25 protein-coding genes are annotated in these 26,324 nt (G+C 72.0%); 10 read left to right on the top strand and 15 right to left on the bottom strand.

The features are described from left to right. Window positions 1–147 precede the first annotated feature (147 nt). Window positions 148–948 (top strand): phosphatase PAP2 family protein, encoded by an 801-nt coding sequence (locus ACFZBT_RS05605; protein WP_391098662.1) that lies wholly within the window; start codon window positions 148–150, stop codon window positions 946–948. Beyond that, window positions 945–1,892 carry a hypothetical protein gene (locus ACFZBT_RS05600; protein ID WP_391098660.1) on the top strand — a complete coding sequence of 316 codons (948 nt, stop codon included), beginning with the start codon at window positions 945–947 and terminating at the stop codon, window positions 1,890–1,892. Before ACFZBT_RS05605 ends, ACFZBT_RS05600 begins: the two co-directional genes overlap by 4 nt. On the opposite strand, the gene ACFZBT_RS05595 is transcribed toward ACFZBT_RS05600, so the two are convergent. Beyond that, a complete protein-coding gene (locus ACFZBT_RS05595) occupies window positions 1,882–3,933 on the bottom strand; it encodes a phosphocholine-specific phospholipase C (RefSeq protein ID WP_391098657.1) in 2,052 nt (683 codons plus the stop codon). The two genes, ACFZBT_RS05600 and ACFZBT_RS05595, sit on opposite strands and share 11 nt — an antisense overlap. 169 nt (window positions 3,934–4,102) lie before the next feature. Here ACFZBT_RS05595 and ACFZBT_RS05590 point away from each other — a divergent pair, with 169 nt between their 5' ends. The 4 genes from ACFZBT_RS05590 (at window position 4,103) to ACFZBT_RS05575 (ending at window position 7,750) form a co-directional block, all read left to right on the top strand. Beyond that, window positions 4,103–5,386, top strand: a complete 1,284-nt coding sequence (locus ACFZBT_RS05590; RefSeq protein ID WP_391098654.1) for an MFS transporter — start codon at window positions 4,103–4,105, stop codon at window positions 5,384–5,386. A 173-nt stretch (window positions 5,387–5,559) separates the two neighbouring features. Next, window positions 5,560–6,630 carry a Rieske 2Fe-2S domain-containing protein gene (locus ACFZBT_RS05585; RefSeq protein ID WP_391098651.1) on the top strand — a complete coding sequence of 357 codons (1,071 nt, stop codon included), beginning with the start codon at window positions 5,560–5,562 and terminating at the stop codon, window positions 6,628–6,630. Further along, on the top strand, window positions 6,627–6,818 hold the full coding sequence (locus ACFZBT_RS05580) for a hypothetical protein (RefSeq protein ID WP_391098649.1): 192 nt from the start codon (window positions 6,627–6,629) through the stop codon (window positions 6,816–6,818). Before ACFZBT_RS05585 ends, ACFZBT_RS05580 begins: the two co-directional genes overlap by 4 nt. Further along, window positions 6,815–7,750 (top strand): 2Fe-2S iron-sulfur cluster-binding protein, encoded by a 936-nt coding sequence (locus ACFZBT_RS05575; protein WP_391098647.1) that lies wholly within the window; start codon window positions 6,815–6,817, stop codon window positions 7,748–7,750. Before ACFZBT_RS05580 ends, ACFZBT_RS05575 begins: the two co-directional genes overlap by 4 nt. A gap of 9 nt (window positions 7,751–7,759) precedes the next feature. On the opposite strand, the gene ACFZBT_RS05570 is transcribed toward ACFZBT_RS05575, so the two are convergent. The 7 genes from ACFZBT_RS05570 to ACFZBT_RS05540 all read right to left on the bottom strand — a co-directional run bounded on the left by ACFZBT_RS05570 (window position 7,760) and on the right by ACFZBT_RS05540 (window position 13,918). Continuing rightward, window positions 7,760–8,431, bottom strand: coding sequence for an FCD domain-containing protein (locus ACFZBT_RS05570; RefSeq protein WP_391098645.1), 672 nt, complete (start codon window positions 8,429–8,431; stop codon window positions 7,760–7,762). Window positions 8,432–8,474: 43 nt separating this feature from the next. Then, on the bottom strand, window positions 8,475–9,476 hold the full coding sequence (locus tag ACFZBT_RS05565; RefSeq protein WP_391098643.1) for a proline racemase family protein: 1,002 nt from the start codon (window positions 9,474–9,476) through the stop codon (window positions 8,475–8,477). 5 nt (window positions 9,477–9,481) lie between these two features. Then, complete coding sequence (locus ACFZBT_RS05560; RefSeq protein WP_391098641.1) at window positions 9,482–10,372, bottom strand: dihydrodipicolinate synthase family protein; 891 nt, start codon at window positions 10,370–10,372, stop codon at window positions 9,482–9,484. Continuing rightward, window positions 10,369–11,748, bottom strand: coding sequence for an FAD-dependent oxidoreductase (locus ACFZBT_RS05555; protein ID WP_391098639.1), 1,380 nt, complete (start codon window positions 11,746–11,748; stop codon window positions 10,369–10,371). The genes ACFZBT_RS05560 and ACFZBT_RS05555 overlap by 4 nt, the downstream gene beginning before the upstream one ends. Then, on the bottom strand, window positions 11,723–12,037 hold the full coding sequence (locus ACFZBT_RS05550) for a 2Fe-2S iron-sulfur cluster-binding protein (protein WP_391098637.1): 315 nt from the start codon (window positions 12,035–12,037) through the stop codon (window positions 11,723–11,725). The genes ACFZBT_RS05555 and ACFZBT_RS05550 overlap by 26 nt, the downstream gene beginning before the upstream one ends. Next, window positions 12,034–13,188 carry an FAD-dependent oxidoreductase gene (locus tag ACFZBT_RS05545; RefSeq protein WP_391098635.1) on the bottom strand — a complete coding sequence of 385 codons (1,155 nt, stop codon included), beginning with the start codon at window positions 13,186–13,188 and terminating at the stop codon, window positions 12,034–12,036. The genes ACFZBT_RS05550 and ACFZBT_RS05545 overlap by 4 nt, the downstream gene beginning before the upstream one ends. Before the next feature lie 70 nt (window positions 13,189–13,258). Continuing rightward, window positions 13,259–13,918, bottom strand: coding sequence for a hypothetical protein (locus tag ACFZBT_RS05540; protein ID WP_391098633.1), 660 nt, complete (start codon window positions 13,916–13,918; stop codon window positions 13,259–13,261). Window positions 13,919–14,156: 238 nt separating this feature from the next. Between ACFZBT_RS05540 and ACFZBT_RS05535 the strand changes: the two genes are divergently transcribed. The 3 genes from ACFZBT_RS05535 (at window position 14,157) to ACFZBT_RS05525 (ending at window position 15,758) form a co-directional block, all read left to right on the top strand. Further along, window positions 14,157–14,816 carry a helix-turn-helix domain-containing protein gene (locus ACFZBT_RS05535; protein WP_391098631.1) on the top strand — a complete coding sequence of 220 codons (660 nt, stop codon included), beginning with the start codon at window positions 14,157–14,159 and terminating at the stop codon, window positions 14,814–14,816. Window positions 14,817–14,848: 32 nt separating this feature from the next. Continuing rightward, window positions 14,849–15,379, top strand: a complete 531-nt coding sequence (locus tag ACFZBT_RS05530; protein WP_391098909.1) for a toxin-antitoxin system, toxin component — start codon at window positions 14,849–14,851, stop codon at window positions 15,377–15,379. A gap of 157 nt (window positions 15,380–15,536) precedes the next feature. Next, window positions 15,537–15,758, top strand: coding sequence for a hypothetical protein (locus ACFZBT_RS05525; protein ID WP_391098629.1), 222 nt, complete (start codon window positions 15,537–15,539; stop codon window positions 15,756–15,758). A gap of 109 nt (window positions 15,759–15,867) precedes the next feature. On the opposite strand, the gene ACFZBT_RS05520 is transcribed toward ACFZBT_RS05525, so the two are convergent. After that, window positions 15,868–16,527, bottom strand: coding sequence for a 4'-phosphopantetheinyl transferase superfamily protein (locus ACFZBT_RS05520; protein WP_391098627.1), 660 nt, complete (start codon window positions 16,525–16,527; stop codon window positions 15,868–15,870). Next, complete coding sequence (locus ACFZBT_RS05515) at window positions 16,524–17,384, bottom strand: metallophosphoesterase (protein ID WP_391098906.1); 861 nt, start codon at window positions 17,382–17,384, stop codon at window positions 16,524–16,526. Before ACFZBT_RS05515 ends, ACFZBT_RS05520 begins: the two co-directional genes overlap by 4 nt. Window positions 17,385–17,641: 257 nt before the next feature. Here ACFZBT_RS05515 and ACFZBT_RS05510 point away from each other — a divergent pair, with 257 nt between their 5' ends. Next, window positions 17,642–18,769 carry an ATP-grasp domain-containing protein gene (locus tag ACFZBT_RS05510; protein WP_391098625.1) on the top strand — a complete coding sequence of 376 codons (1,128 nt, stop codon included), beginning with the start codon at window positions 17,642–17,644 and terminating at the stop codon, window positions 18,767–18,769. Between the two features lie 6 nt (window positions 18,770–18,775). Here the strand turns inward: ACFZBT_RS05510 and ACFZBT_RS05505 are convergent, their stop codons facing one another. The 5 genes from ACFZBT_RS05505 to ACFZBT_RS05485 all read right to left on the bottom strand — a co-directional run bounded on the left by ACFZBT_RS05505 (window position 18,776) and on the right by ACFZBT_RS05485 (window position 26,241). After that, window positions 18,776–19,651, bottom strand: a complete 876-nt coding sequence (locus ACFZBT_RS05505) for a sulfotransferase (RefSeq protein ID WP_391098622.1) — start codon at window positions 19,649–19,651, stop codon at window positions 18,776–18,778. 140 nt (window positions 19,652–19,791) lie between these two features. After that, window positions 19,792–21,042, bottom strand: a complete 1,251-nt coding sequence (locus ACFZBT_RS05500) for an alpha-L-fucosidase (RefSeq protein WP_391098620.1) — start codon at window positions 21,040–21,042, stop codon at window positions 19,792–19,794. Between the two features lie 3 nt (window positions 21,043–21,045). Further along, entirely contained in the window at window positions 21,046–24,087 is a 3,042-nt protein-coding gene (locus tag ACFZBT_RS05495; protein WP_391098617.1) for a glycoside hydrolase family 38 C-terminal domain-containing protein, read from the bottom strand. Between the two features lie 55 nt (window positions 24,088–24,142). Beyond that, entirely contained in the window at window positions 24,143–25,480 is a 1,338-nt protein-coding gene (locus tag ACFZBT_RS05490; protein ID WP_391098614.1) for a 6-phospho-beta-glucosidase, read from the bottom strand. Beyond that, window positions 25,477–26,241, bottom strand: coding sequence for a DeoR family transcriptional regulator (locus ACFZBT_RS05485; protein ID WP_391098903.1), 765 nt, complete (start codon window positions 26,239–26,241; stop codon window positions 25,477–25,479). Before ACFZBT_RS05485 ends, ACFZBT_RS05490 begins: the two co-directional genes overlap by 4 nt. Window positions 26,242–26,324 lie beyond the last annotated feature (83 nt).

Below are 26,324 nucleotides of genomic sequence, written 5' to 3'. Positions count from 1 at the left end.
CGGTCGGCAGCGGAAAAATTCCGGCCGGCGGTGTGTTCTACGTCTATCGATACGCCAGTGTACCGGAACGCGACCGTATCGGTACACTGGCGTATCGGTACGCACTCGTACCGATAACAGCACCACCGTCACCGAAGGGGCCGGGGGATGAATGCCCGCACCGAGCCTGCGCCGGAGTCCGACGCCATAGCCCGACCGCCGCTCGTCCGGGAGCTCCTGCTCGTCGCAGGGCTCTTCCTCGTCTACAAGTTCGGCCGGCAACTGGCCACGGGCCACACCGGCGAGGCCTTCCACAACGCGCACCGCGTGTGGGACTTCGAGCGAGCGGTCCGGCTGCCCGGCGAGGGCGCGGTCCAGTCCTTGCTGGTGCACGGCGACGGCCTGGTGCACATCGCGAACACCTACTACGCGGCCGTCCACTTCCCGGCCACCGTCGCCTTCCTGGTCTGGCTCTATCTGCGCCGTCCGGCCCACTACGTCTGGGCCCGCCGGGTCCTGGCCGCCGTCACCGCCGCCGCGCTGGCGCTGCACCTGCTGTTCCCGCTCGCCCCGCCCCGGATGCTGGCGGCCACCAGGCTGGTCGACACGGCGCGGGTGTACGGGCCGTCGGTGTACGGCAATCCCGCGACGGACTCCCTGTCGAACCAGTTCGCGGCGATGCCGTCGCTGCACTTCGGCTGGGCCCTGATGGTGGCGATCGGCCTGATGGTCGCGACCCGCTCGCGGTGGCGCCCTCTCTGGCTGCTGCATCCGCTGCTGACGCTGCTGGTGATCGTCGGCACCGCGAACCACTACTGGCTGGACGCGATCGCGGCGACGGCCCTGCTGGGCCTCGCGCTCGCGGTGATCCCCCTGCCGCACCGCACGGCGACCACAGCCGCCCGGGCGCGGGGCAGCCTCGTACCGGCCCAGCGGGACGAGCCGGCACTCGCGGGAGCCGGCCGGTGAACGCCGTCGTCGTCGCCGTCGCCCTGTCCCTCGTCTCCGCCGTCGCCTACGCGGCGGCGGCCGTCGCCCAGGAGCGGCTCGCCTCCCGCTCCCCGGGCTCGGGCGTGCTGCGGATGCTCGGCAGCGGCGCCTGGTGGTCGTCGGTCGGACTGAACGCGGCGGCCGCGCTGCTGCACGTCGTGGCTCTGAGGTACGGGCCGCTGACCGTGGTCCAGCCGCTCGGCGCGCTCACCCTGGTCGCGGCGGTACCCATGGGGGCGCGGATCGCGGGACGGCGGGTGAGCGCGGTCGAGTGGAAGGGCACCGCGCTGACGCTGCTCGGCCTGGGCGCGATCCTGGTGACGGCGTCCGGGCCGGCACCCGACGATGTGCTGAGCGTTCCCGAGGCGCTGGCGGTGGCGGGTGCCACCGCCGCCCTCATCGGGGTGCTGTCCCGGCCGGGCGCCCGCCCCGGGCTGCGGCACGCGACCGCGTCCGGCATCGCGTCGGGAGTCGCCTCGGCTCTCACCCAGACCGTGACGGTGGCCGCGACGGACCGGTCGGGTCCGCTGCTGAGCGTCCAGGTGGTCGGGGTGGCGCTGCTCGTGGCGGCCTTCGCGGCCGGCGGGCTGCTGCTGTCGCAAGTGGCGTACCGGGGCGGTCTTGGCGCGCCGCTCGCGATGGTGACGCTGGCCAACCCGCTGGCCGCCGCGGTGATCGGGCTGTCGCTGCTGGGCGAGCGCCTCCAGGGCGGCCCGGCGGGCATGCTGCTCGCGCTCGCCGGGGCGGGCCTCGCGTCCTCGGGCGTGGTGCTGCTCAGCCGGGCCGCTCCCGCGGCGGCCACGGTGGGCGACGACCATCCGGTGGCCGCCGTCCTGGCCCTGGAACCCGGCTCGGCCGCGGCCGAACCGGCGTTGGCGCCCCGGCCGCACGATCCGGGGCACCTCTTCCCGGCTACCCGGTGATGATCGCCGGGTCGCTCACACCCGGGCGGCCGTTCTCGACGTGCCCCGCGAACCGCCGCAGGAACGCCGCGTCGCCCTCGACGGTGACCGTCAGGTCGTACCAGCGGCGGCTGCGGTCGAGGTCGACGGTCCGCCGTACCGTCGCGCCGGGGCGGACGGTGACGGTCGCGGGCTTGGCGCCGTAACGGTCGGAGAGCTTCAGCCGTGCCGTGCCGGAGCCCTTGTTGGTGAAGGTCAGTTCCACGTCGTCACCGGTGTGGCGTGCGGTGACCTCGCAGCCGGCCTTCTTGTTCGATCCCTTGAAGACCCGCACGAAGCCGTTCGGACCGTGCACGGTCAGGTCGTACGAGCCCGCCGAGTACGCCGAGTTCCAGGTGTCCGAGAGCGACTTGCCGGCCTCGGTGGTGTACATCCAGGGGCCGTCGGCGCGGTTGCCGGACGTGATGTGGAAGGCGGCACCGGCCTTCGGCCCGGAGGCGAAGGCGAGGGTGAGCTTCCCGGCCGCGGCGTCGACCGAGGCGTCCACGTGCGGGGCGTACTTCAGCGGCCTGGTGCGGCGCGAGCCGCGTTCCTGCCGGGGCATGCGCGGGTCGGCGGGCGGGGCGGGCTTGTAGTCGGGGTGGCGTTCGCGGTCCTGCGGCTCGTACTCGTCGGTGCCGGGCAGCGGGACCGGCCGCGCGTCCTTGCGGGAGAAGTCGAACGCGGCCGTCAGATCACCGCAGATGGCCCGGCGCCAGGGCGAGATGTTGGGCTCGCGCACCCCGAAGCGGCGTTCCATGAACCGCAGGATCGAGGTGTGGTCGAGGGTCTCGGAGCAGACGTAGCCGCCCTTGCTCCACGGCGAGACGACCAGCATCGGGACCCGGGGGCCGAGGCCGTAGGGGCCGGCCGTCTTCTTGCTGTCGCCCGGGAAGAGGTCGAGGGAGACGTCGACGGTGGACAGGCCCCGGGAGGCGTCCCTCGGGGGCAGCGGCGGCACCACGTGGTCGAAGAAGCCGTCGTTCTCGTCGTACGTGATGAACAGGGCGGTCTTCGACCACACCTCCGGGTTGGAGGTGAGGGCGTCCAGGACCTGGGCGATGTACCAGGCGCCGTAGTTCGAGGGCCAGTTGGAGTGCTCGGAGAAGGCCTCGGGGGCCGCGATCCAGGAGATCTGCGGCAGCTTGCCCGCCTTGACGTCCGCCTTCAGCCGGTCGAAGTAGCCTTCCCCCGCCTTGGCGTTCGTGCCGGTGCGGGCCTTGTCGTACCAGGGGTCGCCGGGCTTGGCGTCGCGGTACTTGTTGAAGTACAGCAGGGAGTTGTCGCCGTAGTTGCCTCGGTAGGCGTCCTCGATCCAGCCCCAGGAGCCCGCGGCGTCGAGGCCGTCGCCGATGTCCTGGTAGATCTTCCAGGAGACGCCGGCCTGCTCCAGGCGCTCGGGATAGGTCGTCCAGCCGTAGCCGAGCTCGGCGTTGTCGAGGACGGGGCCGCCGCCGGTGCCGTCGTTACCCGTGCAGCCGGACCACATGTAGTACCGGTTCGGGTCGGTGGAGCCGATGAACGAGCAGTGGTACGCGTCGCAGACGGTGAAGGAGTCGGCGAGGGCGTAGTGGAACGGGATGTCCTCGCGGGTCAGGTAGGCCATGGTCGTGGTCCCCTTGGCGGGCACCCACCGGTCGTACTTGCCGCCGCGGTAGGCCTGCTGGCCGTCGGGCCAGGAGTGCGGCAGGCCCTCCAGGAACTGCATGCCGAGGTCGTCGGCGTCCGGGTGGAACGGCAGGAGCTCCTTGCCGTCCTTCTCCTGGTGCCAGACCGGCCCGCCGTTGTCGAGCGTGACCGGACGCGGGTCGCCGAAGCCGCGGACACCTCTCAGGGTCCCGAAGTAGTGGTCGAAGGAACGGTTCTCCTGCATCAGGACGACGATGTGCTCGACGTCCTCGATCGACCCGGTGCGGTGGTTCGCCGGAAGCGCGGCGGCGCGCTGGATGCTGGCGGACAGCGCGCTGAAGGCCGTGGTGGCACCCGCGAGTTGAAGAAAGCGGCGCCGGTTTACTTCGGACATGTAGGACAGACCTCTCATCCTGAGGTGCGGGATGGCCGGAGCATGACGGAATCTGCGCGGAAGGAGTGTTTCAGGGACACCAAACGCCAAGGAAGGGGCGCGTGACACTCGTGTGAAAGTCGCCGGTACGGAAGGTGTGCCCGGGCATCGGCGGGGGAGGGTGAGGGGCGTGACAGAGACGCAGACGGTTTCCCCGCCGACGAAACGGCCCGTCCGCCAGCTCCTCGCCGCCTCCGTGGGCAACGCCGTGGAGTGGTACGACTGGTACGCCTACACGTTCCTGGCGACCTTCATCGCCGGCCAGGTCTTCCCCGAGAGCGCGGACAACTCGCTGGTGCCGCTGCTGTCGACGTTCGCGGTCTTCGCGGTGGGCTTCTTCATGCGGCCGGTCGGCGGGCTGCTGATGGGCGCGGTGGCGGACCGGCACGGGCGGCGGGCCGCCTTGACGGTCACCATCCTGCTGATGGGCGGCAGCAGCCTGCTGGTCGGCCTCACTCCGACCTACGCCTCGGTGGGCGTACTGGCTCCGGTGGTCCTCGTCCTCGCCCGGCTGCTGCAGGGCCTGTCCGTGGGCGGCGAGTTCGCGGCCTCGACGACCTTCCTGGTGGAGTCGGCGGGCCCGGGTCGGCGCGGGCTGTTCTCCAGCTTCCAGTACGTGTCGACGACCGTGGGGCAACTCGTCGCGTCGGGCATCGCCACGCTGCTGGTGAGCACGCTGAGCGTCGGGCAGATGGACGGCTGGGGCTGGCGGGTCCCGTTCGTGCTCGGGGCCGTGCTGAGTCTGGTCGGCTTCTGGATCCGGCGGGGCGCGCAGGAGACCCGCAGCGCCGAGCAGCGGGAGGCCCCGCGCCCGGGCCTGTTCGAGGCGCTGCGCCGGCATCCGCGCGAGTCGCTCCTGATCTGCGGCATCACGGCGGGCGGCACCATCGCCTACTACACATGGACGTCATACCTCCCGACGTACGCCGAACTCAACGCGGGTCTCCCGAAGTCGGACGCGCTGCTCGCGGGCACGATCTCACTGACCTTCTTCGCCCTGCTGCAGCCGCTCGGCGGACTGCTCTCGGACCGCTTCGGCCGCCGCCCCCTGCTGCTCTTCTTCGGCCTGGGCTTCGCGCTGCTCTCGGTGCCGTTGCTGCACAGCCTGCGCGACTCGTTCGCCGTGCTGCTGCTCGTGCAGTGCGCGGGCATGGTGCTGCTGACCGGTTTCACCTCGATCAGCGCGGCCGTGAACGCGGAGATCTTCCCGCCCCGGGTGCGCGCGGCGGGCATCGGCTTCCCCTACTCCCTGACGGTGGCCCTCTTCGGCGGCACGGCTCCGTACGTGGGCACCCTGTTCAAGGAGCTGGGGCATTCAGGGCTGTTCCCCTGGTACGTCGCCGTGCTCTGCCTGCTGTCGTCGCTGGTGTATCTGCGGCTGCCGGAGACGGCGCACACACCGCTGCGGCGGTGAGCGGGCTCCCCGTCAGGGCCCGGCCCGCCGCCTCTCTCTGACACGGACGCCGGCTCGTTCGGCCCCGCGCCGTTCTGGAACCCGTGGCTCTTCCGTGGGACGGAAGTCGCGTTGTGCCCCCGTGACGCCCTCCCCGACGATACGACCACCACCCAGAGACGGGAGCCGCATCGATGCCTCACACCACCGCCTTCGCCAGGAACCAGTGGTACGTCGCCGCCTACAGTCACGAGGTCGGGCGGGAGCTGCTCGGCCGGACGATCCTCGGTGAGACGCTCGTGCTGTACCGGACCGAGGAGGACGGCACTCCGGTCGTCCTGCACGACCGGTGTGTGCACCGCCGGTACCCGCTCTCCGAGGCGCCGACGCGGCTCGACGGGGACCGGATCGTGTGCGGGTACCACGGGTTCACGTACGACACGACCGGTACGTGTGTGTACGTGCCGGGGCAGAAACGGGTGCCGCGCACCGCCCGGCTCGCCTCGTACCCCGTCGTCGAGCAGGACTCGCTGATCTGGGTGTGGATCGGCGACCCGGCGCTCGCCGACCCGGGGGCCATCCCCCGGGCCAGGCACCTGGACTCCCACGGCTGGGTCACCGTGCGCGGCATGGAGCCCATCGACTGCGACTACGGGCTGCTCGTCGACAACCTCCTCGACCTCTCCCACGAGACGTATCTGCACGGCGGGTACATCGGCACCCCCGAGGTCGCCGAGACGCCGATCACCACGGAGGTCGACGAGGGCGCCGGGATCGTCCGGGTGAGCCGGCACATGGACGACGCCGAGTGCCCGCCGTTCTACGCCAAGTCCACCGGCATAAAGGGCCGGATCACCCGCTGGCAGGACATCGAGTACCACGCCCCCTGCCTGTATCTGCTGCACAGCCGCATCGCCCCGGTCGGTGTGGTGCCCGAGCCGGACGGCAGCGACCCGAACGGCTTCCACACGGAGATCACCTACGCCATCACGCCCTCCGGCGACGGCAAGGTGTACGACTTCTGGGCCGTCTCGCGCGACTGGGCGACGGACGACGCCGAGGTCACCGAGTTCCTGCGGGGCAACAACCACACGGTCGTGATGCAGGACGTCACCGCGCTCAACCTGCTGCAGAAGACCCTGGGCACCGAGCGCACCGGCTACCAGGAGCTGAGCATCAACATCGACACCGGTGGTCTGGCCGCCCGCCGCATCCTCGCCCGGCTGGTCGAGGAGGGCGACAAGCCCCTGGAGAAGGTCCAGTGACGTCACCCTCTTCCTTCAGGACCGGCGAGGTCTACCGCATCGACTGGCTGCCCGGCACCGACGTCCTGCACGGCACCTGCCACTGCGGCCGAGAGCACACCGCGCAGGACCCGGTCGAGATGTGGGAGTGGATGCTCGCCCACCCCCAGGGGCACTCCGTCCACGAGCCGCGAGGGAACAGCTCATGAGCGTGTACGAAGCGGAACTCGTCGTCGAGCGGCGGGAGTCCGCCGCCGACGGCGTGCTCGCCCTCACCCTGCGCCACCCGCTGGGCGAGCCGCTCCCGGACTGGGAACCGGGCGCCCACATCGACGTGGTGCTCGGCCCCGGCCTGGAGCGGCAGTACTCGCTGTGCGGCGACCCGGCGGACCGGTCGGCCTGGCGGATCGCGGTGCTGCGCGAGCCGGACGGGCGGGGCGGATCGGCCCATGTGCACGAACAGGTGGGGCCGGGCGACAAGGTCCGGGTGCGCGGGCCCCGGAACAACTTCGGCCTGGAGCCCGCCCCGCGCTACCGGTTCGTCGCGGGCGGCATCGGCATCACCCCGATCCTGCCGATGCTGGCGGCGGCCGAGGCCTCGGGTGCCGAGTGGACGCTGCTGTACGGCGGCCGGACCCGCCGGTCCATGGCGTTCGGCGAGGAACTGGGCCGGTACGGCGACCGGGTGACGATCGCGCCCGAGGACGAGACAGGGCTGCTGGACCTGCCCTCGGTGCTGGACGACGTACCCGACGGCACCCTCGTCTACTGCTGCGGCCCCGGCCCGCTGCTGGACGCGGTGGAGGCCCGGAGCCCGTCCGGGGTGCTGCGCGTCGAGCGGTTCCGGCCGAAGGAGCGGGAGACCGGCGGCGACACCGCGTTCGAGGTGGAGCTGGCGCGGAGCGGCAGGACCCTGACCGTCGCGCCGGACGTGTCGGTGCTCGACGCCGTGCGCGCCGCCGGGGTCGAGGTGCTGTACTCCTGCGCCGAGGGCACCTGCGGCACGTGCGAGACCGACGTCCTGGAGGGCCAACCGGACCACCGCGACTCGGTGCTCACCGACGACGAACGCGCGACGGGCGAGACCATGCTCATCTGTGTGTCCCGCTGCCGTGGGAAGCGGCTCGTGCTGGACCTGTGATCCGGACGGTCAGCGCGCTGCCCACAGGCCCCGGACATGCCCGAGGTGACGGGTCATCACCGTCCGTACGGCGTCTTCGTCCCGGGCGAGCAGCGCGTCCAGGATCTCCAGGTGCTCCTCCGCCGACGCCTCCAGCCGCCCCTGCTCGACGAGCGCGGTCAGCCCGTAGAGCCGGGAGCGGCGTCGGAGGTCCCGTACGACGTCGACCAGGTGGTCGTTGCCGGCGAGGGCCAGCAGGCCGAGATGGAAGCGCAGGTCGGCCTCGACGTAGGCGATGAGGTCGCCGGCCGCCGCGGAGGTGACGATCTCCTGGGCGACCGGACGCAGTGCCTCCAGTGCCACCGGGTCGGCCGTGACCGCCAGGCCCGCCGTCGTGGGGATCTCGATCAGCGCCCGGACGTGGGTGTACTCGTCGAGTTGCCGCTCGGAGACGGCGGTGACCCGGAAGCCCTTGTTGGGGACGGTGTCGACCAGGCCCTCCTTGGCGAGGTCGAGCATGGCCTCGCGCACGGGGGTCGCGGAGACGCCGAAGCGGGCGGCGAGGCCGGGGGCCGAGTAGACCTCGCCGGGGCGCAGTTCACCGGCGATCAGGGCGGCCCGCAGCGCGTCCGCGACCCGCTCCCGGTGACTGGGCTTCCTGCTGCCCAGCAGGGGCAGGGCGGGGGTGTGCCGCGGGGCCATGACGGTCGGGGTTCCTCTCGGGGTCGGCTCGGGTGCGGGCGGCTTACAGGACGAAGCCCGCCGGGAACGGGTCCTCGGGGTCCAGCAGGTACTGGGCGGTGCCGGTGATCCAGGCGCGTCCGGTGAAACTGGGTCGTACGGCCGGGCGGCCGGCCACCTCGGTCGTGCCGAGCAGTCTGCCGGTGAACCGGGTGCCGATGAAGGACTCGTTCACGAACTCGGTGTGCAGCGGGAGTTCGCCGCGGGCGTGCAGTTGGGCCATGCGGGCGCTGGTGCCGGTACCGCAAGGCGAGCGGTCGAACCAGCCGGGATGGATGGCCATGGCGTGCCGGGAGTGGCGGGCGTCCGAGCCGGGGGCGGCCAGGTAGACGTGGTGGAGGCCGTGGATGGACGGATCCTCCGGGTGGACGGGCGGGTCCTCGCCGTTGACGGCGGCCATGAGGGACAGCCCGGCGGCGAGGATCTCGTCCTTGCGGGTCCGGTCGAAGGGCAGACCGAACCGCTCCAGCGGCAGGATGGCGTAGAAGTTACCGCCGAAGGCGAGGTCGTACGTCACCTTCCGCCCGTCGGCGAGGGTGGCCTCGCGGTCGAGGGCGACGGCGAAGGAGGGCACGTTCTGGAGCGTCACCTCCTTCGCGGCACCGTCCTCGACCGCCACCTCGGCGACGACGAGGCCCGCCGGGGTGTCGAGCCGGATGGTGGTGACCGGCTCGGTGACCTCGACCATGCCGGTCTCGACGAGCACGGTCGCCACGCCGATCGTGCCGTGCCCGCACATCGGCAGATAGCCGGAGACCTCGATGTAGACGACGCCCCAGTCGCAGTCGGGGCGGGTCGGCGGCTGGAGGATCGCGCCGCTCATGGCGGAGTGGCCGCGCGGTTCGTTCATCAGCAACTGCTTGATGTCGTCGCGGTGTTCGCGGAACCACAGCCGCCGCTCGTTCATGGTGGCGCCCGGGACGGTGCCGATGCCGCCCGTGATCACTCGGGTGGGCATGCCCTCGGTGTGCGAATCGACGGCGTGCAGGACGAGTCTGCTGCGCATGGTCACTACGCCAATCCGGCCGCTACGGCCTTCTCCGTGGCGGCCCGGACGGCGGCTTCCTGCTCGGGCAGCAGCGGCACGCGCGGCGGTCGGCAGGGGCCTCCGTGGCGGCCGACGAGGTCCATGGAGAGCTTGATGGCCTGGACGAACTCCACCCGCGAGTCCCACCGCAGCAGCGGATGCAGCTGCCGGTACAGGCCCCGCGCGGTGTCGAGGTCGCCGTCGACGGCCGCGTGGTACAGCTCGACCGAGGCCTGGGGCAGCGCGTTCGGGTAGCCCGCGACCCAGCCCTTGGCGCCCGCGACGGCCAGCTCCAGCAGGACGTCGTCCGCACCGATCAACAGGTCCAGTTCGGGGGCGAGTTCGGCGATCCGGTAGGCCCGGCGGACGTCGCCGGAGAACTCCTTGACGCCCCGGATGTGCCCCTCGCCGTGCAGCCGGGCGAGCAGCTCCGGCACCAGGTCGACCTTGGTGTCGATCGGGTTGTTGTACGCCACGACCGGCAGCCCGGCCTTCGCGACCTCGGCGTAGTGGGCGACGACGGAGCGCTCGTCGGAGCGGTAGGCGTTCGGCGGCAGCAGCATCACCGCCCGGCAGCCCGCCTCCCCCGCCTGTTCGGCCCAGCGCCGGGACTCGGCGGACCCGTAGGCGGCGACGCCGGGCATGACGCGCTGTCCGCCGATCGCGGAGACGGCCGTCTCGACGACCCGGGCGCGCTCCTCGGGGGTGAGCACCTGGTACTCGCCGAGGGAGCCGTTCGGCACGACGCCGTCGCAGCCGTTCTCGACGAGCCAGGCGCAGTGTTCGGCGTACCGGTCGTAGTCGACGGAGAGGTCGTCGTTCAGCGGGAGCGCGGTGGCGACGAGGACGCCGCGCCAGGGGCGGTGATCGGTCATGACTGTCCCTCCTGGGGATGCTGCCGTGCGAGGACGCCGAGCGGTACGGGACGGGCGAGGGGCCTTCCGGCCGGGGCGGGCGGGCATCCGGCGAGACCGGCGACCGCGCCGGCGCACATCCGGCCCTGGCACCAGCCCATCCCGGCCCGGGTGAGCAGCTTCACGGTGCGCACGTCGCCCGCCCCGAGGTCCAGGGCGTCGCGCACGGCACCGGCGGTGACCTCCTCGCAGCGGCAGACCACGGTGTCGTCGGTGACCTGCTCGGGCCAGTGCGCGGGCGGCGCGTAGGCGGCTTCGAGGGCGGCGGCGGATCTCCTGAGCCGCGTACGGGCCTTGAGGGCGGCCGGGGCCGGGCCGGTTGCGGTGCCGTGCAGGTGCGCGGCGGCGGAGCACCCGGCGATGTGGCCCTCGGCGAGGGCGAGGGCCACGCCGCCGATGCCGGTGGCCTCGCCGGCCGCCCATACGCCGGGGGTGTCCGTGCGCTGCTCGGTGTCGACGGCCACGGTGAGCCCGTCCAGGCCGCAGCCGAGGCCCTCCGCGAGGTCGGTGTGCGGGAGCATGCCGTGCCCGACGGCGAGGGTGTCGCAGGGCAGCTGCCGCTCGGTGCCGGTCCTGACGCGTCCGTCGCTGTCGAGGGCGGCGATGGTGACGCCGGTCAGCCGGTCGTCGCCGTGGGCGCGGACGACGGTGTGCCGGGCGAGGAACGGCACGCGGTGACGCAGCAGCCGGGCGGCGTATCCGGCGCCCTCGGGGAGCTTGCCCGCAAGGGCCCGGCCGTGGCGGGCGAGGCGCCCCGGGCCGGCGGACTCGACGAGCGCGGCGACCTCGACACCGGCCGCCGCGAGCCCGGTCGCCACGGGCAGCAGCAGCGGCCCGGTCCCGGCCACGACGGCTCGGCGCCCCGGCACCACGAGCCCGCCCTTGAGCATGGCCTGGGCGCCGCCGGCGGTGACGACGCCCGGCAGGGTCCAGCCGGGGAAGGGCAGCACCTGCTCGTAGCCGCCGGTGGCCAGCAGCACGGCACGGGCCCGCACCTCGGCGGGCTCCTCCTGCTCCGGCCCGAGCAGCGCGTGCACGACGAAGCCGTCGGACACCTTTTCGACGCACCACACATGATGATCGGTCAGCACCCGCACGGCGCCGGCGGCGAGTCCGTCGCGCAGCCGCTCCCAGGTCCGCCACCGGTGGTGCAGCGCCTCGGGCCGCCCGGCGCCGAGCCCGGCGGCGGGCTGCCGGTAGAACTGCCCGCCCGGCTCCGTCGCCCCGTCGACGAGCGTGACCCGCGCACCCCGTGCGGCCGCCGCCAGGGAGGCGGCGAGGCCGGCCGGTCCGGCCCCGATCACGACCAGGTCAGTCCGCACGGCGTACCCCCTCATGGCCCGTCCCCTCCTGTGTGCCGATCACGTCCCCCGGCCGTACCGGCACCAGACAGGCGCGTCGGTTGGGGCGGCCGTTGACGGTCACCAGGCAGTCGAAGCAGACGCCGATGCCGCAGAACACCCCGCGCGGACGGCCCTCGCCCCGGGTGGCGCGCCAGGAGGTGATGCCCGCCGCCCACAGCGCGGCGGCGACCGTCTGCCCGGGCAGTGCCTCGACGGGGCGCCCGTCGAAGGTGACCGTGAAGGCGGGGCCGGGCCTGGCGCCCGCCAGTTCCAGCGGATTCACCCGTCCTCCTCGGTGAAGCGGTCGGGCCGGAACGGGCCGAGGTCCAGGTCGGGCGCCTGCCCGGTCAGCGACTGGGCGATCAGACGGCCCGTGCCGGTGGCGAGACCGATGCCCGCGCCCTCGTGCCCGCAGGCGTGGAGCAGTCCGGGTGCCCGGGGGTCCGGGCCGATCGCGGGCAGATGGTCCGGCAGATACGGCCGGAAGCCCACATAGGTACGCAGGGCCCGGACCTCGGCGAGGAAGGGGAAGAGGTCCGTCGCTCCCGCCGCCAGGGCGCGCAGCGCCGGGAGCGACAACGACCGGTCGAAGCCGACCCGTTCGCGGCTGGCGCCGATCAGGACCGGGCCGGCGGGTGTGCCCTCCACCACCGGGGAGGTCTGCAGCGCCGCCGAGTCGCTCGCGACGTCGCCCACGTAGTCGGCGGCGTACACCTTGTGCCGGACGCGGGGCGGCAGCGGCTCGGTGACCAGCACGAAGCCGCGCCGGGGCAGCACGGGCAGGGACACGTCCGCGCGGGCCGCGATCTCGCCGCCCCAGGTGCCGGCCGCGTTGACGACGGCCGGGGCGTGGATATCGTCGCGGTCGGTCCGCACCCCGCGCACCGCGCCTCCCCGCTCCCGCAGCACCGCGGTCACCTCCCGGCCGGTGAGCAGCCGGGCGTTCGAGGCACGCAGCAGGTGCGCGGCCGCGAGGGCGGGCATCACCTGGGCGTCCTGCGGGTAGTGCACGGCGCCCGCGAGACCGGGTGCCAGGTACGGCTCCAGGTCGGGCAGTCGGTCGGGCGGCACGGGAACGGCCTCGACCCCGGCCGCGCGCTGCCCGGCGGCGAGTTCCTGGAGACCTGCCAGAGCCGCATCGGTGCCGGCGACGACGACACCGCCCTTGGCCTCGTACTCGACGGGCCTCCCCAGCCCCTCCTGCGCCAGTTCGGCCCACAGCCGGGCGGACAGCAGGGCGAGTTCGAGCTCGGGTCCGGGTTCCTTGTCGGAGACGAGGAGGTTCCCCTCCCCCGCGCCGGTCGTACCGCCGGCCACCGCACCCCGGTCCACCACGACGACGTCGAGGCCGGCACGGGCGGCGTACAAGGCGCAGGCGGCGCCGACGACTCCGGCTCCGACCACCACGACATCGCAGGTCAGCGACTCGCTCACGCCAGTACTATGTCACACACCACACTGTCTGGGAATGGGGCGAACGCCGGCAGGGCGCGACCGCGAGCGCTCAGTCGGCCGCCGGTACGACCCTCAGATGGGAAGCGGTACGACGTGCCCCACGATCCCTGGCCGAGGCGCGGCGGGCCTCGCGCAGCACGAACGTGAGCCGGGTACAGCCCAGCTCCTCGAGCGTCCTGGACGTCTCGACGACGACCCGGCACTCGGTGGCACCCCGGCGCGGGTCCGGGTGCAGCAGCGGGCGTACGGCACCGTCGTGCTCTACGGCGTCCTCTCCGACCGAGCGGATCCAGTGCGGCAGGCCCTGCCGGTAGGCGGCCTCCATGATCGGGTCCTGGGCGATGTCGCGGCGGACGGCCTGGAGCCCGTGGTCGGGGCCGTGGCTCTCCACGGTGCGCGCGAAGTGCGCGAGCATCGGCAGGCACCAGCTCGACTCGTGCTCGCCGAGCACCGTGGGCGCGTCGGGGTGGAACAGCACGAACCTGAGGAAGTTGTCGCCCGGCATGGCCGTCGGATGCGGACCCACGCCGGCGAAAAGTGACCGGAACGCGCTATTGGTCAGCGCCACGTCCCAGCAGTGGTCGACGACGAGCGAGGGGGAGGAGACGGCCTCCAGAAGTCCGGCGTAGTCCTCCAGATAGGCCTGGGCCTCTGGAGTCTCGGCGACGGGCCGCGGTGCCGGCCGCCGCCCTCCTGCCTGGTATGCCATCGGGAGGTCACCCCTCTTGCCTGTGCGGCCTTGACGCGGCGCCCCGATCCTGCTGCCCGGAGCTGAGGCGTGTCAACTATCGTGGCATTTCGTGCCTGTTGACGGCTGAAATTGGCCACAGTTGTGGCGAGACCTGGATGTGAGTTCGAAGCACCGGCTACGCTCCGGGAAGTTCACGCCGGGGAAAGTCACGGCATCCACTTGTGAGAAGCCTGTGAGAGACGTAGGAGATCTGTCGGTGACGGGTGGCTTCGTCGAAAGTCCGGGCGCCACGCCGACGGCCGTACTATCGGCCGTCGTCTCCCGTGTCACCGCGCTCGCCGACCGGCTCGGCGTGCCGTACGCCGAGGTCTTCGGCACCGGCCGGCTGTCCGTCGCCTCCGGGGTTCCGGAACCGGTGGTGAAGGCCCTGCTCTGCGGCAGGCCCGCGGGCGAGCCCGATGTCCAGGCCCGGTTCCTGCAGCGCCTGGACCTGCTGCGCCGCACCCGGCTCAAGCCCACCGGCCGCAAGTACACCCAGCAGGAGATCGCCGACGGCGCGGGCATGTCCCGGCAGCAGGCGGGCGCCCTCATCAACGGCGACCGCCGGCCGACCATGGAGCACTGCGACGCCCTCCAGCGGTTCTTCCGGGTGCACGCCGGTTTCCTCACGGCGGAGGACCCCGAGGCGCTGGTGAGCGCCCTCCAGCACACCGAGCAGGAGCTGCTGCAGAAGCTCGCCGACCGCGAGCGGGAGGCGGCCGCGGCGGCCGACGACCCGCTGGAGCGGCTGTTGCAGGACCACGGCGTGCGCGGCATCGCCTGGCGGGCCGCGCAGCTGCCCACCGACCAGCACCGTGACAAGGTCGCGGAGTGGCTGGACATGCTCCTGGAGAGCGTCAAGCGGCCCGATTCGTGACCGTGGGGAGAACTGTGGGCATCGGTAAGGAAATGCGCCGCCTGTGCGGCGAGCTGGTCGCGGAGCTGACCCTCCCCGCGCCGGCACGGCCCGACCAGCTGTACGCCGCGCTCTGCGACGCCATGAGCAGACGCCGCGGCCGGCCCGTCCACTTCCGTACGGCCGCCTTCCCGATCGGGACCGCCAGCGGGCTGTGGCTCGACATGGCCGAGCAGGACCTCGTCGTGATCGAGGAACGCACCGCGCCGGACCACCAGTTGGTGATCCTCGGCCACGAGCTGTGGCACATGAACGCCGGACACTGCTCCCATCACGTCGAGGGGGCGGCGGTAGCGGCCCGGCTGCTCGACGACACCGCCGATCTCCAGGCGACGGTCCTGAAGGTCGCGGCGCGCACCCGCTTCGACCAGGACGACGAGAAGGAGGCCGAGAGCTTCGGTCTGCTGCTGGCCAGCAAGTGCCGTGCGTGGCTGGCGGGTTCGTCGTCACGGGGGCCGGTGCAGCGGGACCATCTGGCGGGGCGGATCGAGGCGTCGCTTGGGTACCGGGGGCCACAGGGCTGACGGGCCGTCCGGTTCTTCCGCCGAGCGGGCGAACCGGGGGGCGGCGCGGCCGGATTGTCAGTGGTGGACGGCAAGCTGGAGGTGCGCCCCTTCTGTGCGGGGCGTGCGCGCCGCACCGGCGCGCGACCGATGACGCCGACACGGAGAGAGCCGACCGATGCAGACCGCCGTACTGACCGACCGTGAGCGCGCCGCCGTCCAGGCCTATCTGCGGCTGCTGCACACCGTTCGGGCCGCGTTCGATCTGGAGACCGGCAGTCGTCCCGCGATGGTGCCGCCCGCCGTTCTCGCCGAGGCGGAGGCGGCGCTCGAACGGGCCGGGCTGACCGGTAACGAAGAGGAGTTTTTCGGGTTGCTGCGGAGCTGGTGTCCTGAGTAGCGCCTGTGAGGGGGCGGAGTCGAGCTCGGGGGTGCGGGTGGTTTTCCGGGTGCGGGCCGTTCGGGGTTGTTCGCGCAGTTCCCCGCGCCCCTGAGAGGCGCGCGGCGCCTCAGGGGTGCGGTACCGCGACGGCCGTTGCGACCAAGCCGCGGGACGTCGTCCAGCGGCCCTCGAAACGGTCGAGGCGGCGGCCGTCCACCAGCGGCCCGGGGACGAGGAGCGCCGCGCTGAAGCCGCCGTCCACGGAGAGCTCGATGTCGGCCTCCATGAAGTCCAGCCACTTCCCGGTGAGGGGGAACCACGCCTTGTAGACGGACTCCTTCGCGCTGAACAGCAGCCGGTCCCAGTGGATGTCGGGGCGCTCGGCCGCCAGCCGGCGCAGTCGTGCCGCCTCGGACGGCAGGGACACCGAGGGCAGGACCCCCTCGGGCAGCGGCCCGTGGACCTCCGCGTCGATGCCGAGGGAGGCCAGGTCGGCGGCGCGGACCAGGGCGGCGGCACAGTAGCCGTCGCAGTGCGTCATGCTGCCGGCCAGCCCGGCGGGCCAGCCCGGGGCGCCGCGCTCCCCGGGCAGGATCGGCTGCGGCGGCACGCCGAGCTTCTCCATGGCACGGCGGGCGCAGGAGCGGACGACGGCGAACTCCCGCCGGCGCTTGGCGACCGCCCGCGTCATGAGCGCCGCCTCCTCGGGGTACAGCGGGGTGTCCGCGCCGTCCTGCCCGTAGGCCTCCACGGTGACCACGCTCGCGGGCAGCAGTTCCTCGATCACCTCTCCTCGCCCTCCCTCGGCAGGATGCGCCGCAGTCGCCCCGGGTCCCCGGACCGCTTGCGCCACTCGCGGGGGTAGCCCACCGACACCTCCTCGAAGCGCACGCCCTCGTGCCGGGTGGTGCGGGGGATGTGCAGATGGCCGTAGACCATCGTGTCGACGCGGAACCTGCGGTGCCAGTCGGCGGTCAGCTCGGTACCGCACCACATGGCGAACTCGGGGTGCCACAGGACGTCCATCGGGTGCCGGTGCAGCGGGTAGTGGTTGACGGGGATCACGGGCAGGTCGCCGGGCAGCTCGGCGAGTCTGCGTTCGGTCTCGGCGACCCGGGCCCGGCACCAGGCCTCCCGGCTCGGGTACGGGTCGGGGTGCAGCAGGTACTCGTCGGAGCACACGATCCCCGTGCCGTGGGCGTACTCCAGGCCCTGCTCCTTGGTCGTGCACCCGGCCGGAAGGAACGAGTAGTCGTACAGCAGGAACAGCGGGGCGACGGCCACCGGACCGCCGGGGCCGTCCCAGACGGGGTAGGGGTCTTCGGGTGTCGTCACGCCGAGTTCCCGGCACAGCTCGACCAGGTACTCGTATCGGGCGACGCCCCGCAGGGTGACGGTGTCGCTCGGATGGGTCCACAGCTCGTGGTTCCCGGGCACCCAGACGACCTTGCGGAAGCGGCCCGCGAGCGTCTCGAGAGTCCAGCGGATGTCGGCCACGGTGTCCGCGACATCGCCGGCCACGAGCAGCCAGTCGTCGTCCGTCCCGGGCACCATGCGCTCGACCAGGGCGCGGTTCTCGGAGTAGCCGATGTGCAGATCACTGATGGCCAGCAGCTGTCCGGCACCACCGGCCGACGATGTCACCCTCATCCCCCTCCGCACACACGAACGCCACCAAGAGATCACATCCCGGCGCCCGGGGACAAGACCGGACGGACGGCCGCGACGGGAGGAATCCTTCACACGCGCGTTGCACGAGAGGGCCCGCCGAAGCCGTATGATCGGCCGCGACACCACCGCTGAGAACTTCCCTTTCACAGGGGCGGTTTGGTGTACCCACATTCCTCCTGCCCGGGCACGGGCTGCTCAGCCCTGCCCGCGAACCGTGAAAGGCGGCCTGCATGGTCTCTCGCGTACGCGTCTGGCTCAACCGCACGTACGCGGAGAACGTGTTCTTCATGGATCAGCTGCGGAGAAATCCCAGCGACCGGGCCGTCGAGATCCATGCCACCCACGGCGACCCCGACTCCCCCGTGCTGGCCGCCGCCGACACCGCCGAGCTGGAACCCGAGGGCCTGTCCCCGGCCGGGTACGTCGAGTACGCGCTGGCCCAGTGCGCGCGGCGCGGCATCGATGTGTTCGTCCCCCGGCTGCACCAGTCGGCGGTCGTGGCGCACCGTGCCGAGTTCGAGGCGGCCGGCACGGCGGTGCTGGCGCCCCCGCCCGAGGCGGTGGCCGTCTTCCACGACAAGGTGATCGCCTACGAGGCGGTCCAGGCGATCGGCGTGCCGGTGCCGCCGTGGTACCGGGTCCGCTCGGAAAACGAACTGGTCGGCGCTGTCGAGGAGTTGGAGGCCGGCGGGCACAAGGCGTGCTTCAAGCCGGCGTCCGGAGCGGGCGGCGTGGGCTTCCGCGTGATCACCCGCTCACCCTTCTCGCTGTCGCAGCTGGACGGCTTCCCCAGCCCGTACGTGCCGCTCGATCTGGTGCTGGAGGCGCTGCGGCAGGCGGAGGGGCCGGTGGACTGGCTGGTGATGCCGCGCCTTGAGCAGCCCGAGGTGTCGGTCGACTGCCTGACCGGTCCGGACAACCGGGTCCGGATGGCCGTGGGCCGCACCAAGAACGGCCGCCGACGGGGCTTCACGCTGCACGAGCAGTGGCTGGACCCGGCCCGGCGGATCGCGGAGAGCTTCGGTCTGCACTACCTGTCCAACATCCAGTTCCGGATGTTCGGCGACCGGCCGGTCCTCATGGACGTCAACACCCGCCCGGCCGGCGGCCTGCACCAACTGTCCCTGTGTGGCATCAACGCCCCTTGGGCAGCGGTCCAGCTGGCGCTCGGCGAGGACCCGGGCGAAGTGGTTCCGCCGTTCCTGGGCCAGGACTACGCGGTCGTCTCGGGGCCGCGCCCGCTGCGTCCGGTGACGCTGCCGCAGCAGCGGGCGGAGGATGCCGAACCGCTGCCGCCGGTGCCGGTCGACTCCTTCGGGGCGGCCCCGCAGGCCGCGGTCGGGGCGCTGCCCCTCTAGCTCCCGCTAGACGCCGTACCCCCACGCCTGGGCCAGTTCCTTCAGGCGTGGGGGCAGTTCCACATCCGGGTCGGCGGTGCGGGCCGTCTGGATGCGGCCGGACTTGATGGTGCTGGACCAGTCGCCGAGCTGGGGGCGGAAGGTGCCGTGGTCCTTGCTGCCGTAGTCGAGCATGCCGGGCTCCCAGGGCACGCCGAGGTGGTCGCAGATGCCGCGGGTGACCTTCTCCGGTTCGGCGGTGAGCTCCTCGTACGTGATCACGTGCGGGCCGAGGTTCCGGCGGGCCTCCTCCAGCTTCTCGCTGTATTCCAGGACCTCGGCGCGGACGGCATCGTGGTCGGGGTCGGTGCGGCGGCTGGTGAGGGAGGCGACGACCGCGCCGGGGTGGCGGAGCAGCAGGATGTAGCGGGCGTTCGGCCAACATCGGCGCAGGCGGGGCCAGATGAGGGTGTTGGGCGGGGTCTTGTCGACGATGAGGTCCTTGCCGCTGCGGGTGAGTTCGAGGTGCAGCACCCGGTCCCACAGCGCGTGTTCCAGCTCGTCCTTGTCGAGCTGGAGCGCCCGCATGGCGTCCGCGGTGAAGTCGCGGGAGAGGCTGACGTGCACCGTGCGCAGGTGCATCTCGTGCGGGGCTCGGATGCGGCTGTGGCTGTTGAGCAGGACGCGCAGCAGGGTCGAGCCGGAGCGCACCGACGACAGCACGAAGACGGGCGAGTCCACCAGCCGGGGAGCGGCCGGGGCGGTGTACGTGTCGGTGTCGGTGTCCGGGCGAGGGCCGGGGATGGCGTCGAGGTTCCGGCGCGGGGGACTGACCGCCTCCATCACCAGCCTTCCGCGACGCTTCAGGCCCTTGCCGATGACGGACATACGCGGGTCTCGCACGCTGACACCTTTCTTTCGCTGTGCGTTCCGATCCCAGGGGGGCCGGGCGAACCGCAGGTGTCGCACAGACGAACCGGCCTGCTCACGGGCGTCCACATACCGCCCGTGAGCAGGCCTTTCACCGCTTTCTTAAACTTTCGTCAGAACCGGCCCGCGCCGCGGTACAGCTCCAGTTCCCCTTCCAGTTCGACGGCCAGCACCGTGGCGTACGGGTCGAGGTCCGCCGCGGCGGGGGGTTCGATCCAGAGGATGCCCGGTGTCTCGTGCAGGCCACCGGTGACGCGATGGGGCAGTTCCGTGCCGCTGCCCAGGACCAACACCCGGCGCACCTCGCTGAGCAGACCGCGGACGTTGATCTCGGCGCGTGGGGCGTCGAACAGGGTCAGGTAGAGGGTGCGCCGGTCCTTCGAGAGGGTGCTCGGGCCGTAGTGGTGGCCCGGCGGGAGTCCCCGGACGGTGCCGTACACCGCTTCCGCGTGCTTGGCGATCCAGGCGCCGAGTCCTTCCAGCCGCTCCGCCTGCTCGGCCGGGATGGTGCCGTCCTCGCGCGGGCCCACGCTGAGGAGCAGATTGCCTCCGCCGCCGATGGTCTCGGTGAAGTAGCGGATCAGCTGGTCGACCGACTTGTGGTTGTGGTCGTGGTGCTGGTGGCCCCAGGAGTCGTTGATCGTGAGGCAGAGCTCCCAGGGTCCCTCCGGCGGGATGACGGGTGCGCCCTGTTCCGGGGTGGCGTAGTCGCCCTCGCTCAGCATGCGGGCGTTGAAGACGACGTCCGGGACCTCGGCGCGGATGAGGGCGGCCAGTTCGGGGATGCGCCACTGCTCCTCGCTGCGGTCCCACTCGCCGTCGAACCACAGCAGGTCGGGCTTGTAGCGTGACACCAGCTCCCGCAGCTGGCCGTCCCGGTAGGCCAGGAAGCGTTCCCAGGCCGCCAGGTCCTCGTCCTCCGCCGCCACCTCCGAATAGCGGTTGTCCTCCAGCTCCGGCGGGCGGCCGGGCTTGCGGGTGGAGGCGTAGTCGGGGTGGCTCCAGTCCGAGTGCGAGTAGTAGAGGCCGACCTTGAGGCCCTGCTCGCGCAGGGCGTCCGCGTAGCCGCCGATCAGATCACGGCCCACGTTCAGGTCGCCGTGGGCGCTGTCCCACAGGGCGACGCCGTCGTGGTGGCGGCTGGTCAGCACGGCGTACCGGGCGCCGGCCCGCGCGAAGAGCCCGGCCCAGTCGCGCGGGTCGTAGCGGGAGGCCGTGAAGCGGTCGAACTGGGACATGTACCGGTCGTAGGGGACGATGTCGTCGTAGAACGACCAGGACTCCTGCACGCCGTCGACGGCGTAGATGCCCCAGTGGATGAAGATCCCGAGCTTGGCGTCGCTGAACCAGGGTTGTATGGCCATGGGTCAGCCCCTGCGCAGACGCAGTGTGAGGATCTGGAAGGGCCGCAGGGTGACGGAGACGCCGCCGTCGGTGAGGTCAGCGTCCTCGGTCGGCCGTTCCAGCAGGTCGGTGATCTGTGCGCCGGCGAGCGGGAAGCCGGTGCGCAGAACGCCCTGGGCACGGCCGCCGCGCGACTCGTAGAGCCGTACGACGACATCGCCCGAGGTGTCGTCGGCGAGCTTGACCGCTTCCACGGTCACGCCCTCGCCCTCGACGGAGACGACCGGTGCGGGCGCGCCGCCCGCTTCGGCGACCCGGAGCGGGAGGTTGAGGGCGTAGCCCTCGGCGACGGCGTCCTCGATGCTCGCGCCGGGCAGCAGCGCGTAGGTGAAGCGGTGGCGGCCCTGGTCGGCCTCGGGGTCCGGGATGCGCGGGGCGCGGACCAGGCTGAGGCGGACGGTGGTCGTGGTGCCTCCGTCCTCGCGGACCGTGCGGGAGACATCGTGGCCGTACGTCGAGTCGTTGATGACGGCGACGCCGTAGCCGGGCTCGGCGAGGTGCACCCAGCGGTGGCCGGAGACCTCGAAGCGGGCCGACTCCCAGCTGGTGTTGGTGTGGGTGGGGCGCTGGATGTGGCCGAACTGGATCTCGGCGGAGGAGTGCGGGGCGCGGATGTCGACCGGGAAGGCCGCCTTGAGGATCTTCTCGGTCTCGTGCCAGTCGATGTCCGTCTCGATGTCGATCCGGGGGCTGCCGGCGCGGACGGTGATCGTCTGGGTGATCGTGGAGCCCTTGCCGAAGGCCCGCTCGACACGGACCGCGCCGATCAGCGGGTCCTGCTCGACGACCGTGACGGACGAGGCGTCGAGGAGATCGGTGTAGCGGTTCTTGTAGTGCTTGTCGATGTCCCAGGCGTCCCAGTAGTTGGGCAGGTCGGTGTGCAGACGCAGCAGGTTGCCCGCGTCGGCCAGGACTTCACGGTCGGCGCGCAGGTCGCGCACGGAGGACAGGGTGCCGTCCTCGGCGATCTCCACACGGACCATCCCGTTGTCGAGCACCCTGCCGCTGACCGTCACGGGCTGCGGGGGCCGGGCGTCGGCGAGGGGCGCGGAGCCGTTCGCGGGCACCTCGACGTAGAGCGGCGCGCCGTCGCCGGTGCGGACCACCTCGGCGCGGGCGTAGGGGCTGGTGTTGAAGACACGGGTCCCGCCGGCGCCGAGCGCGGCCACCGCCTCGGCCGTGAGCGCGTGCAGTTCCCGCGCGACGCGGGCGTACTCGGCCTCGGCCTCGCGGTGCACCCAGGCGATGGAGGAGCCGGGCAGGATGTCGTGGAACTGGTGCAGCAGCACCGTCTTCCACAGCCGGTCCAGCTTCTCGTACGGGTAGGCGTAGCCCGGCGCGTGCAGCGCGGCCGTGGTCGCCCACAGTTCGGCCTCGCGCAGGAGGTGTTCGGAGCGGCGGTTGCCCTGCTTGGTGCGGGCCTGGGAGGTGTAGGTGGCGCGGTGCAGCTCCAGGTAGAGCTCGCCGACCCACACGGGCGCGTCCGGGTACTCCTCGCGCGCCTTGGCGAAGAACTCGTCGGGGTGCTCGACGACGACCTTCGCCGAGCCCTCCAGGTCCGCCAGCCGGCGGGCGCGTTCCATGATCTCGCGGGTGGGGCCGCCACCGCCGTCGCCCCAGCCGAAGGGCGCCAGGGAGCGGGAGGCGCCGCCCTTCTCCGAGTAGTTGCGGACCGCGCGGGACATCTCCTCGCCGCTGAAGCGGGCGTTGTAGGTGTCGACCGGCGGGAAGTGGGTGAAGATGCGGGTGCCGTCGATGCCCTCCCACCAGAAGGTGTGGTGGGGGAACCTGTTGGTCTGGTTCCAGGAGATCTTCTGGGTGAGGAACCACTCGTTCCCGGCGAGCTTGGCGATCTGCGGGTAGGCCGCGTTGTAGCCGAAGGAGTCCGGCAGCCAGACGCCCTTGGTCTCGATGCCGAAGTGCTCGATGAAGAACCGCTTGCCGTGGATGAACTGGCGGGCGACGGCCTCGCCGCCGGGCAGGTTGCCGTCGGACTCGACCCACATGCCGCCGACCGGCGCCCACTGGCCCTTCTTGACGGACTCCTGGATGCGGGCCCACACCTTGGGGTAGTTGTCGCGCACCCATTCGTACTGCTGGGCCTGGGAGCAGGCGAAGATGAAGTCGTCGTACTCGTCGGCCAGGGACGTGACGTTGGAGAACGTGCGGGACGTCTTGCGCTTGGTCTCGCGGATCGGCCAGAGCCAGGCGGAGTCGATGTGGGCGTGGCCGACGCCGGAGATCGTGTGGGCGCTGGCGTGCGCGGGCCGGGCCAGGGCCGGCTTCAGCGCCTCGCGGACGGCGGGTGCGGAGCCGGAGACGTCGTCCAGGTCGAGCAGGTCCATCGCCCGGTCGAGGGCGTGCGCGATCTCGTGCCGGCGCGGGTCGTGCTCGCCCAGCTCCAGCATCAGCTCGCGCAGCACCTGGACGTCGAGGTCGAGGTGCCAGACCTCCTCGTCGAGGACCGCGATGTCGGCACCGCGGAAGGTGTAGAGCGGCTGGTCGCCCGCGGTCAGCTTGTCGCCGAGCGGGGTGATCTTCGAGAAGTTGTCCGCGAGGATGTCGGGGTTGGAGGCGGCCTCGACCAGGTAGTCGACCGTCTCTCCGCCCGTCGCCGGGTTGGCGATCGCCACGTACTGGTTGAGCGGGTTGACGGCCTTCAGCGGGGTGCCGTCCGCGAGGTGCACGAGGGCCTCGGCCTGGTTGCCGGGCCAGTCGCCCACGAAGCCGAGGTCGATGACGGCCTCGACGCGCTTGCCGGCCCACTCGGCGGGCACCTGGCCGCGCATCCGGAACCAGGTGGTGCCCCAGGGCGGGCCCCACGGGGTGCCCATCGCGAACGGCTCGTACGTGGCGGCGGCGGCCTCCTCGAACGGGACCGGCTCCCCCGGTGCCTGCCAGGCCGCCACCTCGAAGGGGACGGTGGCCGCGTAGACCGCGGTCTTGATGCGCTGGTCGTGGAGGCGCTGCACGCGCTCCTCGATGCGGCGGCTTTCGTCGTGCATGAAGTGTCTCCAGGAAGCGGGAAGAGCGGGAGGGAAAGCGCTTACCTAACGGCTCTCACCTAAGGTACGCGAGCCCCGGGTGGACCTCGGCGTAGCCCTCGACCAGCCGGCGGGCCACATTGACGGAGTCGACGAGCGGGTGCAGCGCGAAGGCCTTCACGGCCGTCGCCCGGGAGCCGGAGTCGGCGGCGGACAGCACCTCGCGCTCGACGGCCTTGACCGCGCAGACCAGTCCGGTGGCGTGGTCGGGCAGCGGGGCGACGGTGACGGGGTGGGCGCCGTTGGCGTCGACGAGGCAGGGCACCTCGATGACGGCGTCGGTGTCCAGGACCGACAGGGTGCGCTGGTTGCGGACGTTGAGGATCAGGGTCGTGCGCTCGTCCCGGGCGATGGCCCGCATCAGGGCGAGGGCCACCTTCTCGTAGCCGCCGGACAGATCGTCCTCGTCGCGTTCGCCGGCGCCCGCCGTCTCGCGGTTCTCGGCCATGTAGGTGGCCTCGCGTTCCGCGCGGGTGTCGTCCCAGACCTTCAGCGCGGGGGCGTCCGGGTTGCTCATCTCGGCGTAGAAGCGGGCCTGCTGGTCGTGCAGGAAGGCGCCGCGGGTCTTCTCGGCCTGCTGGTAGGCCCGTACGGCCTCTCGGTTGAAGTAGTAGTAGTGCAGGTACTCGTTGGGGATCGCGCCGAGGGAGCGCAGCCAGTCGACGCCGAAGAGCTTGCCCTCCTCGAAGGAGCCGAGCAGGTCGGGGTCGCCGAGCAGCCGCGGCAGTTCGTCGCGGCCGGCGACGTGCAGGCCGCGCACCCAGCCGAGGTGGTTGAGACCGACGTAGTCGATCCAGGCTTCCCTGGGGTTCGCGCCGAGCACGCGGGCGATGCGGCGGCCGAGGCCCACCGGGGAGTCGCAGATGCCGATGACCCGGTCGCCGAGGTGGCGGGACATGGCCTCGGTGACCAGGCCGGCCGGGTTGGTGAAGTTGATGACCCAGGCCTCGGGCGCCAGCCGGGCCACCCGCCGCGCGATGTCGACGGCGACCGGGACCGTGCGCAGGCCGTAGGCGATGCCGCCCGCGCCGACCGTCTCCTGGCCGAGGACGCCCTCGGCCAGGGCCACCCGTTCGTCGTTCGCGCGGCCCTCCAGACCGCCGACGCGGATCGCGGAGAACACGAAGTCGGCGCCGCGCAGGGCCTCGTCCAGGTCGGTGGTGGCGCTCACCTCGGGCGCGTCGGCGACACCGGCCGCCTGCTCGGCGAGGACCCGGGTCACCGCCGACAGCCGTCCGGCGTCCAGATCGTGCAGGACGACGTGCGTCACCCGGCCCTCGGCGTGGTCCTGGAGGAGTGCCCCGTACACCAGCGGCACACGGAATCCTCCGCCGCCCAGAATCGTCAGCTTCACTCTTGCACCCTTCCCGCCACGACGACCTCGACGCCCGCCTCCTGCAAGGAGGCCAGCGTCGCCGTGTCGACCGGCGCGTTCGTCACCACCACGTCCAGGTCCTCGGGACCGCAGACCTTCGCCATCCCGTGTCCGGGGAACTTCGCCGTGTCGGCGAGCAGGGCGACCTTCTCACTGGCCTTGATCATGGCGCGCTTGACCGGCACCTCCACGACCGTCGTGTCCATGACCTGCCCGCCGGGCCGTACACCGCTGGTGCCGAGGAAGAGCCAGTCGGCGTGCAGCTGGCGCAGGTTGTCCTCGGTGAGGAAGCCGACCAGGGAGCGGTACTCGCGGCGGACCATGCCGCCGAGCAGGACCAGCTCGATGCCCTCGTCGTCGGCGAGTTCCTCGTAGACCACCAGGTTGCTGGTGATCACGGTGAGCCGGCGGCCGTGGAGCTGCCGGGCCAGTCGGTAGGCGGTCGTCCCGATGTCCAGCAGGACCGACTGGCCGTCCTCGATGAGCGCGGCGGCGCGCTCGGCTATGGCGTCCTTCTCGGACACGCGCACCTCGGCGACCTCGGCGAAGGGCTGGTCGCCCTCCTCGACGACGGCACCTCCGTGGACGCGGGTGAGAAGACCGTCTTCTTCCAGTTTGACCAGGTCACGCCTGATAGTGGCGGGGCTCACACCCAGCCGCTCGGAGAGGTCGGTCACAGCCGCGGGGCCTCCGGAGCGAAGGGCCCGCAGGATGAGTTGGTGTCGTCGTTCTGCCAGCACGGCCGGAACACTACTCGTCATCTTCAATCATTTCCATGCTCAGTTCTGCTCGGGTATTGACCAATCTCTTCGAGCAGCGCACG

Origin of the sequence: Streptomyces sp. NPDC008137, from assembly GCF_042957035.1 — a bacterium.
Taxonomy (GTDB): domain Bacteria; phylum Actinomycetota; class Actinomycetes; order Streptomycetales; family Streptomycetaceae; genus Streptomyces.
This window is presented reverse-complemented; position numbering and strand designations above follow the sequence as displayed.

What these genes read in the sequence shown, in the direction of transcription:
- ACFZBT_RS05575 (WP_391098647.1), top strand. Translation starts at nt 6,815, where the DNA reads ATGAGCGTGTACGAAGCGGAACTCGTCGTCGAGCGGCGGGAGTCCGCC.
- ACFZBT_RS05495 (WP_391098617.1), bottom strand. Translation starts at nt 24,087, where the DNA reads ATGCACGACGAAAGCCGCCGCATCGAGGAGCGCGTGCAGCGCCTCCAC.
- ACFZBT_RS05585 (WP_391098651.1), top strand. Translation starts at nt 5,560, where the DNA reads ATGCCTCACACCACCGCCTTCGCCAGGAACCAGTGGTACGTCGCCGCC.
- ACFZBT_RS05525 (WP_391098629.1), top strand. Translation starts at nt 15,537, where the DNA reads ATGCAGACCGCCGTACTGACCGACCGTGAGCGCGCCGCCGTCCAGGCC.
- ACFZBT_RS05560 (WP_391098641.1), bottom strand. Translation starts at nt 10,372, where the DNA reads ATGACCGATCACCGCCCCTGGCGCGGCGTCCTCGTCGCCACCGCGCTC.
- ACFZBT_RS05570 (WP_391098645.1), bottom strand. Translation starts at nt 8,431, where the DNA reads ATGGCCCCGCGGCACACCCCCGCCCTGCCCCTGCTGGGCAGCAGGAAG.
- ACFZBT_RS05510 (WP_391098625.1), top strand. Translation starts at nt 17,642, where the DNA reads ATGGTCTCTCGCGTACGCGTCTGGCTCAACCGCACGTACGCGGAGAAC.
- ACFZBT_RS05555 (WP_391098639.1), bottom strand. Translation starts at nt 11,748, where the DNA reads ATGAGGGGGTACGCCGTGCGGACTGACCTGGTCGTGATCGGGGCCGGA.
- ACFZBT_RS05540 (WP_391098633.1), bottom strand. Translation starts at nt 13,918, where the DNA reads ATGGCATACCAGGCAGGAGGGCGGCGGCCGGCACCGCGGCCCGTCGCC.
- ACFZBT_RS05605 (WP_391098662.1), top strand. Translation starts at nt 148, where the DNA reads ATGAATGCCCGCACCGAGCCTGCGCCGGAGTCCGACGCCATAGCCCGA.
- ACFZBT_RS05530 (WP_391098909.1), top strand. Translation starts at nt 14,849, where the DNA reads ATGCGCCGCCTGTGCGGCGAGCTGGTCGCGGAGCTGACCCTCCCCGCG.
- ACFZBT_RS05500 (WP_391098620.1), bottom strand. Translation starts at nt 21,042, where the DNA reads ATGGCCATACAACCCTGGTTCAGCGACGCCAAGCTCGGGATCTTCATC.
- ACFZBT_RS05595 (WP_391098657.1), bottom strand. Translation starts at nt 3,933, where the DNA reads ATGTCCGAAGTAAACCGGCGCCGCTTTCTTCAACTCGCGGGTGCCACC.
- ACFZBT_RS05565 (WP_391098643.1), bottom strand. Translation starts at nt 9,476, where the DNA reads ATGCGCAGCAGACTCGTCCTGCACGCCGTCGATTCGCACACCGAGGGC.